Below are 12,044 nucleotides of genomic sequence, written 5' to 3'. Positions count from 1 at the left end.
TACGAACCGGCCCGCGACGGCTAGCGTCTACGTTCGTAGAATTTTGCTGCCGTGCGGCGCGGCGCAGGGAGGCCCAATGATGAACTACGTCCCGGTTCCCTATGACCCCGAGCTGGAAGAGGGGCTGGCGGCCTTCGTGGCGGCGGTGGAGGCCGTGCCGCTGCGGGCGGACACCATCCAGCGCAACCGGGAGATCTTCGCCGCGCTGATCCCGCCGATGGCCGACATCGTGGGCGACCGCCCGGTGGAGTGGTGGGACGTGGAGGTGCCCGGTCCCGAGGGCGCGCCCGACGTGACCGTCACCGTCGTACGTCCGAAGGGCGGGCCGCGCCACGGCGCGGCGGGCATCTACGAGATCCACGGCGGCGGCATGCTGGTCGGCACCCGGTTCTTCGGCATCGAGGGCCTGATCTCGGCGGCGGTCGAGTACGGCACGGTGGGGGTGACCGTGGAGTACCGGCTCGCCCCCGAACACCCTTCGCCCGCGCAGGCCGAGGACTGCTACGCCGGGTACCTCTGGACGGCCGGGCACGCCGAGGAGCTGGGCTTCGACCCCGAAAGGCTGCTGATCTCCGGCTTCAGCGCGGGCGGCGGGCTGACCGCGGCGGTCGCCCTCATGGCCCGCGACCGCGGCGGCCCGGCGGCGGCCGGGCTCTACATGGGCGCCCCCATGATCGACGACAGGAACACCACCGTCTCCAGCCACCAGTACGACGGCATCGGCGCCTGGGACCGCAACAACAACGACACCGCCTGGACCGCCATCCTCGGCCCGCGCCGCGGCACCGCCGACGTACTCCCGCACGAGGCCCCCGCCCGCGCCGCCGACCTGTCCGGCCTGCCGCCCGCGTACATCGAGGTGGGCGCGGCCGAGGTCTTCCGCGACGAGGCCGTCGAGTTCGCCACCCGGATCTGGGCCACCGGCGGCCAGGCCGAACTGCACGTCTGGGCGGGCGGCTACCACGGCTTCGCGGGCACATCGGCCGCCCGTGTCTCCCAGGCCGCCCTCACCACCAAACACTCCTGGCTCCAACGCATCCTCCACCTCTGACCCAACACCGATGCAGACGGCCCAGGTGGCCAAGCACTCCCTACTCCAGCGCATCGCGCCCAAGCGCACCGACCGGCTGTCGGCGCGCGGCTACCAGAAGTGGGTGGCCGGGTGCGCCTGACACCTGCTGGCACCCCCTGCAAGATCAACAACAGATACAGCTCGTATCCCACGCGCAGCCGTACGCGCGAGCGCCCCGCCCGGGATCTCCTCCCTTCTAGCGGTCGTCGCAACACCCCAGCTTGGGGAGTGCGATGGAGTTCGAGATCCGCGAGATCCGGTCCCCTCAGGGGCGGCGAGCGGGTGTCCCTCTATGGGTGGACGTCGGCCCGGCCACCCCCGGTCTTTAGGCCGCGCCCATCCGGGCGAGGATGCCGAGCTGCACGTTCAGGGCGGCCACCATCTCGCGCCCGGCGTGATCGCACATCTAGGCGTCGCCCGTGCTGTGCTCGCCAGATCGGCCACCAGCCCACTGCGCGGTCAACTGCTGAGCGTGATCGCCGAGGCCGCCGGGTTCGCTGCCTGGCTGCACGCCGACATGGCCGACGCCGGCAGTGCCCGCACCTACTACAGGGTTGGGATAGATGCCGCCCGCCGGAGTGGGCACGGTCTTCTCACGGGCTACCTAGTCGGCAGTCTCGCCCAGTTCGAGGCCGACGGCGACCCCCGCCTCGCGCTCCTGCTGCTGGGGCGCGCCCGAGCGGCGATGGGCGATCAGGCACCTGCATCTGCCCGCGCCTGGCTCGCCTGCCTGACCGCGCTCGCGCACGCCACCGCCCACGACGGCCGCGCCTGTCGCCTTGCGCTCGCCGAAGCCGAGCGCGCGGTCAGCCGAACGTCCACGCCCCCGTGGCCGTTTATTTTCCCCTTCACCGAGGCTAAGCTCGCTGGTTTTCGGGCCTTGTGCGCGGTGCGGCTCGGGCAGCCTGCCACAGCGCTCGCCGCTTTCGCTGAGTCGTTAAACGCAATCCAGCCAGCCGAGAAGCAGCGGGCGATTTTGGTTTTGGAGATTGCCGCCATCCGCCGTATGGAGGGCGAACTCGATGAGGCATTTTCGCTCGCCGGCACCGCACTCTCGACTGGGGTGTTGTACGACAGCGAGCGTGTGATCCAGGCCGCCCAGCGCTTCCGCTCCTCTTATAGCGGGCCTGTCCTGCCCAGCGTCGCCGCGTTCGATGAGCGGCTACTGGCCGCCAGGATCGGTTGAGCGGGGGACAATCTTTTCATGACGTTGCGCATTGCCATCACCGGGCATCGGGGGTTGCCGACCGCCGTCGAGCAGCAGATCGACCGAGAACTCCGCGATGCGTTGGGCGGCATCGGCGAACAGGTGGTCGGCCTGTCGTGCATCGCCGACGGGGCCGACTCCCTGTTCGCCCGTGCCGTCCTCGACACTGGCGGGGAACTTGAGGTCGTGGTGCCTGCGGCCGAATACCGGGAGGGTCTACCTGCCGAGCACTGGCCCCTCTACGATTCCCTGTACGCCGCTGCGGCGCGAGTGCATGAGATGGCGTTCGTCGAATCCACTGGCGCATCTCATCAGGCCGCGTCGGAGCGGATGCTGGAGATGGCCGAAGAAGTGTGGGCGGTGTGGGACGGACTGCCCGCCCGCGGTTACGGCGGCACCGCCGACGTGGTCGCCGCCGCGAGGGAACGGGGAATGCCGGTTCGGGTGTTCTGGCCAGATGGCGCGACCCGCTAGGGACGAAACAACAAAAGCCCCGCCCTTCCCGCGGTGTATCGCGGGAAGGGCGGGGGTGACGGTGTCGGTCTATAGGCCGTGCAGGTCCCGCCCGGCGTGCCCGCCCGGGTGGTAGCCCGCAGTCCGGGCACCGGCGCCCTTGTTGGGCACGGCCCACACTCCGATCGCGGTGAGCAGGGCAATGCCGAGGTTCACCCACTCGTTCGGGGTGATGAGCTGGTCGTCAATGACGGCCTCGCCCGCGACCACGACCGCGCCGACCACGGCCAGGACGCTCTTCCAGTACTTGCCGATCTTCACAGGTAGCCTCCAAGGGCTCAGACCGCCTGGGCGGCCAAACAGGGGGTTACTCGGTGACGTCCAGTCGGACGGTTACACGCTCGATCTCGGCGCGAATCCGCGCCACGAGGGCATCGACGTCCACGGCCTCGTCGCGCTGCGCCAGCGCGTCGGCCAGGGCCTTGATGGTCGCGTTCTGCGCGTCCACCTGAGCGGAGATCTTCCGCAGCCAGTTCCCGTGGTTGACCAGGATGTTCCCGGCCTGCCACTCGGGGTTCTCCTTGCTGCCGTACGGCACGGCCAGCTCGTGCTGCCACAGCTCCTTGGCGCTCACGTCGTCGTCCCCTCCCTTGATGAGCCGCGCGGCCACCGCGCGGAAGTCGTCCATGTCGATGTGGTGTGGGTCGGGGTGGTGTGGGTCGGGCTTTTGCGAGTTGACTTCCTTGTGGCCCTTCACCCGGGACGCGGGCAGGTCGAACTCGCGGCACAGTTCAGCGCACAGCTTGCGGTAGGCGTCGAGCTGGTCGGGCGGCCATGGCTGCGAGCCGTTGTTCTCGGCCTCGATGCCGATGCTCGCGCTGTTGGTGTGCTGGGCAGAGGTGGAGGGCGCGTTGTGCCAGCACCGCCCGGCGGCGATCACATAGATGCGCCCGGACCGGCCGAGACCGAAGTGCGACAGCGGCCCGGCGAGCCCGGCCCGGCCCGAGCGCACCAGGGCCTTAAAGAGACGCCTCCGGCGGCGGCCATGCTCCGGGATGGGGAGGAGCCGACACACACTCAGGTCGTCGATGGTAATAGGGGACCTGCCCATCTCTCGTGCGACGACCCATTGAGTGCGTGGTAGAAGCCGCCGGAGTATCAGTGGGGAACAGCGGGAAAGCGGCGAACGAGGCCGGGCCACGGCGTCGGGCGGAGCCCGACATGAGAAAAGGGCGGCTGAGCGAAGCGAAGGCGATTGCGCGCGGAGCGCGGTGCGCGGAGCTTCCCCGCCGCACAGTCGCTGGCGGACAGGTACTCCGGGCCCCGGCCCGCCCTTTGGCTCTGACCGTGGGTGGAGGGCGGGTATCCCTTCAGGGAGATGTGCGGGGGGCCGGGCGTTTCTACGATTGGCGGGTGGTGGAGTCTTCCCGCCGGCTGGTGCCGGTCGGTCTTGGGGCGCTGGTGTTGCTGGTCGGCCTGTCGTGGGTGCAAACGATCATCCGCGGCGGTGACCCCGTATGGCCGCTGGCCGGCGGGACCGGCCTGGTCGTCCTGTGTGTCGTCATGGTCCGGGCCGGGCCCGGCCGTACCGCCGAGGTGGCCGGTCTCCTCGCCCCTGCGGCCTTCGCCGCGCTGACCGGGCTGGCGATCAACAGCGTCGGCTGGTTCATCCTGGTGCTCTACGTCGCGTTCGTCGCGCTCGCCCTGCGGCTTCGGGCGGGCGTCGTGATCTGGCTCGCCTCGCTGGGCGTGGTGGGCGCGGCGGCGTACGCCTCGCCCGACCCCGGGTGGCCGAACTGGCTGGCCGCCGCGAGCCTCGTCTTCTGGAGCGGCTGGGCCGCGCGCTACCGGATCGAGGTAGGCGAGCGGCTGCACCGGGCCGAGAGCGCCGCCACCGCCGCCGCGGCCCTGACCGAGCGGCAGCGGCTGGCCGCCGACGTCCACGACATCGTGGCGCACACCCTCGCGGTGACGGTACTGCACCTGGGCGGCGTACGGCTGGCGCTCGAACACGACCCCAAGGCCGCCGCGGCCGGGATCGCCGAGGCCGAACGCCTGGCCCGGCAGAGCATGACCGAGCTGCGCAAGGTGGTCCGCGTCCTGGCCGAGGAGTCCCCCGACGCCACCGTGGCCGCCCCGCAGCCCACCGCGCCGGAGCTGCCCGGCCTGTTCGCCGAATACCGGGCGGCCGGCCTGGACCTGGACGCGAGCGTCGAGGGCGCGCTGCCCGCGGTGAGCGCGACCACCGGAATGGTGCTCTACCGGCTGGTCCAGGAGGCCCTGGCCAACGCGACCCGGCACGCGCCGCGCTGCCCCGTCGAGGTACGGGTGCGCGTGTCGGAGCAGGGCGCGGTACAGGCGACGGTCACCAACCCGCTGCCCGGCCGCCCGCCCCGGCACAATGGCGGCATGGGACTTCGCGCGATGGCCGACCGGGTGCGCATGATCGGCGGCCAGGTCACCGCCGGGCCGGAGGACGGCCGGTGGGCCGTGCGGACGGACCTCCCGGCATGATCTCGGTCGTGCTGGTCGATGACCAGGAGCTGGCCAGGGCCGGGCTGCGCACGATCCTGCGCGAGCCGTACGGCTTCGGCGTGGTCGGCGAGGCCGCCGACGGGCACGCGGCACTGGCCGAGGTCGCCCGGGCCCGGCCCGATGCCGTGGTCATGGACATCCGGATGCCGCGGATGGACGGTGTGGAGGCCACCCGTGCCCTGCTCGCCGCCGATCCGGCCGCGCGGGTGCTGGTGCTGACCACGTTCGGCGAGGACGCCGTGCTGGCGGCGGCGCTGCGGGCGGGCGCGTCCGGGTTCTGCCTGAAGGACGCCCCGGCCGAGGACATCCAGCGCGCGGTCCGCGCGGTCGCGGCGGGCGACGGCTGGCTGGACCCGGCGGTCTGCGGGCGGGTGCTGCGGCGCTACCGCACCGATCCGGCGACCGACCCGGCCGCGGTCCGGCGGCTCGGCGAGCTGACCGCCCGCGAGCTGGACGTCCTCAAGGGCATCGGCCGCGGCCTCACCAACGCCGAGATCGCCCGCCACCTGGTGGTCGGCGAGGGCACGGTCAAGACCCACGTCGGCCGCATCTTCACCAAACTGGGCGTGCGCGACCGGGCCGGGGCGGTGGTCTTCGCGTTCGACCACGGCGTCGTACACCCAGGAGAACCACCGGCTATGCCCACAGGCTGACCCGACGTTCCGCTCGCAGTACGCGACCCGAGGGCCACGGCGTCGTACACCCCGGGAGCCACCGACCGACATTCCGCGCCTGGCACATCAGCCGGACCTTCACCAAGCTGCGAGTACGCAACCGCAGCAGGGCGGTGGTGTACGTGTTCGACCACGGCGTCGTACACCCAGGAGAGCCACCGGCTATGCCCGCGGGTTGACCCCACGTTCTGCTCCGGGGCAGACGACACGGCGCGGCGGCTCCGCGACCGTGGGGGCATGCTTCTTCGAGCCCCCCGCCGCAAGCTCGCCGTTCCCCCGCTCCCGGCATTCGCCTGGCGGACCGTCGGTCCCATCGCGGGCGTCGTCGTGGTCACCCTGCTCGGGCTCAGCCCGTGGTACGGCTACCACCGCGACGAGCTGTACTTCCGGCTGCTCGGCCAGTCCCCCGCCTGGGGGTACTTCGACCAGCCGCCGCTGACCCCGCTGCTGGCCCGGCTGTCCACCGGGCTGTTCGGGGACACCATCCTCGGGCTGCGGGTGCTGCCCGCGTTGTGCGCCGGGGTGCTGGTACTGCTCGGCGTGGCGATCACCCGCGAGCTGGGCGGCCGGGCGGGCGCGCAGACGCTCGCCGCCGCCGGGCTCGGCACCGGGATGTTCCCCCTGATCGCCGGGCACACCCTGCTCACCCAGTCGGCCGACTTCGTGTTCTGGACGGCGTGCGTGCTGTTCGCGCTGCGCGCCCTGCTGCGCGGCGACGGCCGCTGGTGGGTGGCGGCGGGGGCCGTCGCGGGAGCGGCCACGTTCAACAAGCATCTGATCGTCCTGCTGATCACGGGCCTGGCCACCGGCCTGCTCATCACGGCCGGACTGGCGGTGAAGGGGCCGCGTGTGGTGTTCGCCGACCGGTGGTTCTGGTCGGGGGTGGCCCTGGCCGCGCTGATCGCCTCGCCGAACCTGGTCTACCAGGCCACCAACGGCTGGCCCCAGCTCACCATGGCCGCCGCGCTCAGCGAGCCGATGAACCGGATCATGTTCGTGCCGATGCTGGTGTCGCTGCTCAGCATGGGCGCGTTCGCCATCGCCGTCGCCGGGTGGCTCTGGCTGCGCCGCAGGCCGCAGACGCGGGCACTGGCCATCGCGACCCTGGTGACGATCCTGCTCGGCTTCGTGTCGGGCGGGCGGGCGGACTACGTGGCGGGCAGCCTGATCTTCGCCTACGCGGCCGGCTGCGTGCCCGTCGCCGCGTGGGCCGCCGGCCGGGCCGCCCGGCGGCGCACGGTGTGGGGCGGGCTGCTCGGCGGCTCGCTCATCGGCATCGCCATGGCGCTGCCGCTGCTGCCGCTGCCGGTCCTCAGCGGCTCGCCCAACGAGGTGGCCCGGGAGTCGGTGGGCTGGCCGCGGTTCGCCGACCAGGTCGCCGAGGTGTACCGGACGCTGCCGCCGGGGACGGTCGTGATCACCGCGAACTACGGCGAGGCCGGCGCGCTGAACAGGTTCGCCCCGGGTGTCCCGGTCTACAGCGGCCACAACGAGCTGTGGTTCCAGGGGCCGCCGCCGCAGGCCACGCGGACGGTGGTCTTCGTGGGCCTGCCGCCCGAGCGGCTGCGCGAGCGCTTCGCGGGCTGTTCGCCGGCCGGGGTCATCGACCACGGCACCGGGGTCGCCAACGAGGAGCAGGGGCAGCCGATCACGGTCTGCTCGGACCCGCACACCCCGTGGGCGACCGCCTGGCCGGACTTCCGGCACGTGGACTGAGCGCTCACCCCCTGATCTGGTGGGTGATGGAGGGGTCGGTGATGGCGGTGTCGTCGGCCAGCAGGAACGCCTTGCTGAGGATGAGCGCCAACTGGCCGTCCTCCTCGAACGGCAGGAACAGCCGGGTGCCGGGTTCGCGCCCGGTGACGATGCACAGGTAGGCGTCGTTGGGCTCCATCAGGACGTTGGCCGAACCGAGGTGGATCTTGTACGTGCGCAGGTCACCGCGTACCACCAGGAAGCGGTCGGTCATCGTGCAGCGCCCGGCGATGGCGGTGCGCCCGATCAGCCGGGCCAGCGCGTCCCTGCGCACCTCGGCGGACGGCGGCAGCGCCCCGAACGCCCCGGACCGCCAGGTGTCGCGCAGCGCGTCGGGCCCCGCCTCGGCGAACCGGGGATCGACCGCGATCGAGGCCACCGCCACGAACAGATCGACATCGCGCATGGCCTCGCTGAACACCAGCGGCGGCACCTCCGTCAACGACACCGGCCGCCACCCGTCCTCGGTGCGCCGCTCGAACTGGACCAGGCCGGTGACCGCGTGCTCCTCGTCGTAGAGGCCGTGGGAGAGGGCCACCCGCCAGCCTCCGCCCGCCATCACCCGCCGGGCGTGCCCGTCGGTCTCCCAGTGCCCCTGGAACTCGGCCGCCCAGCCCCGCTCCTTGAACAGCGCGCGCAGGGTGCGGTAGCGCAGGACGTGCCCGTCGAACCGGGCCGACCCCACCCCCGCCGCCTCCTCGGCCGGGGTGAGCAGGTAGACCTCGCGGAACGCCTGCTTGAACGGCTGGCGCAGCTCCTTGTCCTGGACGACCTCCCGCCAGGCGCGCACCTCCTCCACTGTCGCGCGGGCCGGGTGCCACAGCCGCACCCGCGCGTCCGGCACACCCATCCCCAGCTCGGCCCGCCACACGCCGGGCGAGACCTCGAACTCCCAGATCAGCCGGTCGGCGACCGGCCGCCCGGCCAGCCGCCGATAGGGCGGATCGGTCTCCCCGCCGATCCCGGCCTCCAGCGCCCTGGCCAGGGTCGCCTGCTGCTGCCTGGTCTGCCTGACCAGCTCGCGCAGCCGCTTGACCTCGTCGGGATGCTCACGTCTGACCGCCGCGGGCACGGACCGCAGCCGCTTGTCGCCCTGCCACCACGACAGCTCGACCTCGCCATCGGTGGAGATCACCGCCGTGTGGTCGCCGACGGCCTGCCGTACCCGCCCGTCGGGCACCCGGAACGCCACCTCCAGCCGGTTGGCCAGCGCGGCCTCGATCCGCTTGAGGCTGCGATCGAGCTGGCCCGGCACCCCGCCGTGCCGGGTGATCCGGCCGGCCGCGCGCAGCGCGGAGATCACCTCAGGCGTGGGGTGCGCCTCCGCCACGCGGGCGATCTCGAACAGCAGCCGCTGCGAGGGCAGGGTCCTGGCCTGGGTGGGGGCCACCGCGATCCCGCGCACCAGCGGGTCGAGCAGGCCGGGCAGCCGGTCGTCGTCGCGGAACAGCGCCAGCCGTACCGCCCGGCCCAGGACGCTCGTCTCCGCGCGGTCGAACGCCTCCTCCGCCCGGTAGGGGGTCTCGCCCGCGTGGAGAGCCTCGACACGGGCCACGGCGCTCTCCAGGGCCGCGTGGGCGAAGGCCGGATAGCCGGGCAGGCCGGCGAGCCATTCGGCCACGCCGGACGGGTGGCCGTCCGGCCGGGGCACGACGAACAGCGCCCGGCGCTCGACGTCCCAGCCGAGCAGCAGGTCGATCTCGGCGAGCGCGATCGGCCCGTAGCGTTCGGCCAGCATGGCGCGCACCTCGGTGTCCATGCCCGCCAGCCCCGCCGCCACCAGCACGCAGAAGCGCCCGTGCGGTGGCTCGCGGTCCGCAGGCAGCAGGAACCCGATCAGCTCGCGGGCCGGCTCCACCACCCGCTGCCGCATCCGCTCGTCGATCTCGAAACGCGGCGGCCACGAGTCGCCGTCACCGCCGCCGACCGGCGTGCCCAGCCCGACGGTCAACTGTGAGACGTGGGGCCAGTACGAAGCGTCGTCGGCGGTGCCGGTGATCAGGGCGAGCAGCCGCCGGGCGAGGGGGGAGAACTCCATACCGGGCATCCAACCAGCGATCACCGACAGAACTCAGGCGTCCCGACGATGGTGCCCGGCCAGGGCGACGGCGATGAGGGCGGCGGTCCAGGCGGTGAGCACCAGCGCGCCCTGCGCCGGGGTCAGCGCGCCGCGCGCCGGGAACCACATGGCCGCTCCAGCCGTGTCCGGCAGGTACTTCGCCAGGTCGAGATTGTCGCGCAGCAGCGGCCCGGCGACGAAGAAGTACCCCAGCAGGACGGCGACCGCCACGAGGGTCCGCCGGGCCAGGGCTCCGGCGGCCACGCCGATCAACGTGGTGAGCAGGAGATATCCGGTCACGCCCAGGATGGGACCGAAGGTCGCGGGCGTGTCGCCGAGTACGAGGGCGGTGAGCGCGACCCCGGAGACCGCCGTGAGCGCGGCGGCGGGCAGCGTGACGATCGCCGTCGCCAGGTGCTTGGCGGCGAGCTGGCGGGCACGGTGCGGCATCGCGGCCAGCGTGGTACGGACCTGCCCGCCGACGTACTCCGAGCAGGCGGCCAGCACCCCCAGCACCACGAACCCGGCCTGGGCGTAGCCGATCGAGGCCAGCCCGACGTCCACCACGTCCCGCGTGGCGGCCGTGCCCCGCAGCGCGGCCTGCGCGAACGCCACCGCGAGGACCAGGTTCGCGGCCAGGGTGCCCGCGATGGTGAGCCAGGTCGCCGGCAGCGAGAGGAGCTTGGACAGTTCCGCCGCGAGGGCGCGGGCCGCCGTCACGCGTCCCTCCAGGTGAACACCACGGTGGCGACCGCCAGCAGCGCGGCCACCCATGCGGTCATCACCAGCCCGGCGGTCAGCGGGGCGATCTCGACGTCGTTGTCCGCGAGGTGACGGATGAACATGCGGACGCCCGCCGTGTCCGGCAGGTAGTTCGCCAGTGGGGTGATCTTGGTGAGCAGGTAGGTGACGCTGACGACCGAGGTGTTCACGATGAACAGGGCGACGGGGATGACCCCGTGCCGGGTGAGCACCGTCACCCCGAAGGCGAGCAGCGCGGTGAGCGCCCAGTAGCAGACCACGCCGGCCAGGCGCGGGACGTCGTCCGCGCCCAGCGGCGGGGTCTGCGCCCCCGCCTGGACGACGCCCATGGTGGCCGCTGCCGCGACGACCGCGAGCAGCGCGCCGCCGATCGCGACCGCGCCCATCTTGGCGAGCAGGAACCGCGTCCGGGAGGGGACGGCGGTCAGGCTGGTGGTGATCTGCCGCCCGCCGCCGGACTCCGCGCTCTCGGTGACGTACTCGCTGCTGATGGCGACGACGCCGAGCACGATCGCCCCCAGCACGCCGAACGCCAGCTCCTGGTAGCCGATGTCCTCCCCGCCCGGCACCGGCCCGCCACGGGCGGTCATCGCCGCGACCGCGCTCGGCACCAGCACCCCGGTCGCCGCGGCGACCCACGCCGCGGGCAGCGAGGCGAGCTTGGCCAGCTCGGCCGCGAGCGCCCTCATCGGGCCCCGCCGCCGGTGAGCCGGGAACCGCCGCCGGTGAGGGCGAAGAACGCGTCCTCAAGGGTGCGGTGCGCGCCGGTGACCTCGCCGAGCGTGCCGTCCGCGACGATCCGGCCCGCGTCGATGACCACCACGTCGTCCACCGTCTCGGCGAGTTCGCCCATCAGGTGGCTGGACAGCAGTACGGTACGGCCGGCCGCCGCGCGCTCGCGCAGCAAGGTCCTGATCCACCGGATGCCCTCCGGGTCCAGCCCGTTCACCGGCTCGTCCAGGATCAGCACCGCCGGGTCCCCGAGCAGCGCCGTCGCCATCGCCAGCCGCCGCCCCATGCCCAGCGAGTACGTGCCGACGCGCTTGCCCGCGGCGTGCGTCAGGCCGACGAGTTCCAGCACCTCGTCGACGCGGGCCCGGGGCAGTCCGGCGGAGCGGGCCACCCAGCGCAGGTGCGCCCGGCCGGTCCGCGCCCGGTGCGCGCCGGAGCCGTCCAGCACCGCCCCGACCGTGCCGAGGGGGTCGCGCAGCCGGGCGTACGGGAGGCCGTCGATGAGCGCCGTGCCGGCGGTCGCCCGGTCCAGGCCCAGCAGGACGCGCAGCGTGGAACTCTTGCCCGCGCCGTTCGGGCCGAGGAACCCGGTCACCCGCCCGGGGCGGGCCGAAAAGCCGATGCCGCTCAGGATCTCTCTGCCGCCGCGCCGCTTGACGAGGCCGTCGATGGTCACCATGCGCCCAAGCGAACCGGGTACGCGACCGCCCGCGCATCGGGCCGCGGGCGGTACCTGGGCCACGCGGCTCAGACCCAGGTCCCTCGGACCCAGGGCCGATGCGCTGCCGGAAGGCG

General features: G+C 72.9%; 12 protein-coding genes. 6 read left to right on the top strand and 6 right to left on the bottom strand.

Translation table 11 applies throughout. The features are described 5' to 3' along the window. The first annotated feature begins 76 nt into the window (after positions 1–76). The 3 genes from ACH34R_RS11240 (at position 77) to ACH34R_RS11230 (ending at position 2,753) form a co-directional block, all read left to right on the top strand. A complete protein-coding gene (locus ACH34R_RS11240) occupies positions 77–1,051 on the top strand; it encodes an alpha/beta hydrolase (RefSeq protein ID WP_397561295.1) in 975 nt (324 codons plus the stop codon). Between the two features lie 313 nt (positions 1,052–1,364). Continuing rightward, positions 1,365–2,258: a hypothetical protein gene (locus ACH34R_RS11235; RefSeq protein ID WP_397561294.1), complete on the top strand. Its 894-nt coding sequence runs from the start codon at positions 1,365–1,367 to the stop codon at positions 2,256–2,258. 18 nt (positions 2,259–2,276) lie between these two features. Continuing rightward, positions 2,277–2,753 carry a hypothetical protein gene (locus ACH34R_RS11230; protein WP_397561293.1) on the top strand — a complete coding sequence of 159 codons (477 nt, stop codon included), beginning with the start codon at positions 2,277–2,279 and terminating at the stop codon, positions 2,751–2,753. A 69-nt stretch (positions 2,754–2,822) separates the two neighbouring features. Here the strand turns inward: ACH34R_RS11230 and ACH34R_RS11225 are convergent, their stop codons facing one another. Together ACH34R_RS11225 and ACH34R_RS11220 are read right to left on the bottom strand one after the other, a co-directional pair. After that, complete coding sequence (locus ACH34R_RS11225) at positions 2,823–3,053, bottom strand: hypothetical protein (protein WP_397561292.1); 231 nt, start codon at positions 3,051–3,053, stop codon at positions 2,823–2,825. 46 nt (positions 3,054–3,099) lie between these two features. Further along, positions 3,100–3,744 carry an N-acetylmuramoyl-L-alanine amidase gene (locus ACH34R_RS11220; protein WP_397561291.1) on the bottom strand — a complete coding sequence of 215 codons (645 nt, stop codon included), beginning with the start codon at positions 3,742–3,744 and terminating at the stop codon, positions 3,100–3,102. A gap of 401 nt (positions 3,745–4,145) precedes the next feature. Between ACH34R_RS11220 and ACH34R_RS11215 the strand changes: the two genes are divergently transcribed. The 3 genes from ACH34R_RS11215 (at position 4,146) to ACH34R_RS11205 (ending at position 7,657) form a co-directional block, all read left to right on the top strand. Next, positions 4,146–5,246, top strand: coding sequence for a sensor histidine kinase (locus ACH34R_RS11215; RefSeq protein WP_397561290.1), 1,101 nt, complete (start codon positions 4,146–4,148; stop codon positions 5,244–5,246). After that, complete coding sequence (locus tag ACH34R_RS11210; protein WP_397561289.1) at positions 5,243–5,920, top strand: response regulator; 678 nt, start codon at positions 5,243–5,245, stop codon at positions 5,918–5,920. Before ACH34R_RS11215 ends, ACH34R_RS11210 begins: the two co-directional genes overlap by 4 nt. Positions 5,921–6,178: 258 nt before the next feature. Beyond that, entirely contained in the window at positions 6,179–7,657 is a 1,479-nt protein-coding gene (locus ACH34R_RS11205) for an ArnT family glycosyltransferase (protein ID WP_397561288.1), read from the top strand. A gap of 4 nt (positions 7,658–7,661) precedes the next feature. Here ACH34R_RS11205 and ACH34R_RS11200 read toward each other — a convergent pair whose 3' ends face one another. From ACH34R_RS11200 to ACH34R_RS11185, 4 genes are read right to left on the bottom strand one after another with little or no spacing between them, the layout of a single operon-like run. After that, entirely contained in the window at positions 7,662–9,734 is a 2,073-nt protein-coding gene (locus tag ACH34R_RS11200) for a DUF4132 domain-containing protein (protein ID WP_397561287.1), read from the bottom strand. 33 nt (positions 9,735–9,767) lie between these two features. Then, positions 9,768–10,475, bottom strand: coding sequence for a hypothetical protein (locus ACH34R_RS11195; RefSeq protein WP_397561286.1), 708 nt, complete (start codon positions 10,473–10,475; stop codon positions 9,768–9,770). Next, the gene (locus tag ACH34R_RS11190; protein ID WP_397561285.1) at positions 10,472–11,206 is read right to left on the bottom strand and encodes an ABC transporter permease; all 735 of its coding nucleotides are present in this window, start codon (positions 11,204–11,206) and stop codon (positions 10,472–10,474) included. The genes ACH34R_RS11195 and ACH34R_RS11190 overlap by 4 nt, the downstream gene beginning before the upstream one ends. Then, the gene (locus ACH34R_RS11185) at positions 11,203–11,928 is read right to left on the bottom strand and encodes an ABC transporter ATP-binding protein (protein ID WP_397561284.1); all 726 of its coding nucleotides are present in this window, start codon (positions 11,926–11,928) and stop codon (positions 11,203–11,205) included. The genes ACH34R_RS11190 and ACH34R_RS11185 overlap by 4 nt, the downstream gene beginning before the upstream one ends. Positions 11,929–12,044 lie beyond the last annotated feature (116 nt).

Origin of the sequence: Spongiactinospora sp. 9N601, assembly GCF_044326295.1 — a bacterium.
Lineage (GTDB): Bacteria > Actinomycetota > Actinomycetes > Streptosporangiales > Streptosporangiaceae > Spongiactinospora > Spongiactinospora gelatinilytica.
Note: the sequence above shows the minus strand (reverse complement) of the source record. Positions and strands in the feature narration are given on the sequence as shown.

Coding starts and splice junctions, on each gene's coding strand:
- ACH34R_RS11240 (WP_397561295.1), top strand. CDS start 77: ATGATGAACTACGTCCCGGTTCCCTATGACCCCGAGCTGGAAGAGGGG.
- ACH34R_RS11235 (WP_397561294.1), top strand. CDS start 1,365: ATGGGTGGACGTCGGCCCGGCCACCCCCGGTCTTTAGGCCGCGCCCAT.
- ACH34R_RS11230 (WP_397561293.1), top strand. CDS start 2,277: ATGACGTTGCGCATTGCCATCACCGGGCATCGGGGGTTGCCGACCGCC.
- ACH34R_RS11210 (WP_397561289.1), top strand. CDS start 5,243: ATGATCTCGGTCGTGCTGGTCGATGACCAGGAGCTGGCCAGGGCCGGG.
- ACH34R_RS11205 (WP_397561288.1), top strand. CDS start 6,179: ATGCTTCTTCGAGCCCCCCGCCGCAAGCTCGCCGTTCCCCCGCTCCCG.
- ACH34R_RS11200 (WP_397561287.1), bottom strand. CDS start 9,734: ATGGAGTTCTCCCCCCTCGCCCGGCGGCTGCTCGCCCTGATCACCGGC.
- ACH34R_RS11190 (WP_397561285.1), bottom strand. CDS start 11,206: ATGAGGGCGCTCGCGGCCGAGCTGGCCAAGCTCGCCTCGCTGCCCGCG.
- ACH34R_RS11185 (WP_397561284.1), bottom strand. CDS start 11,928: ATGGTGACCATCGACGGCCTCGTCAAGCGGCGCGGCGGCAGAGAGATC.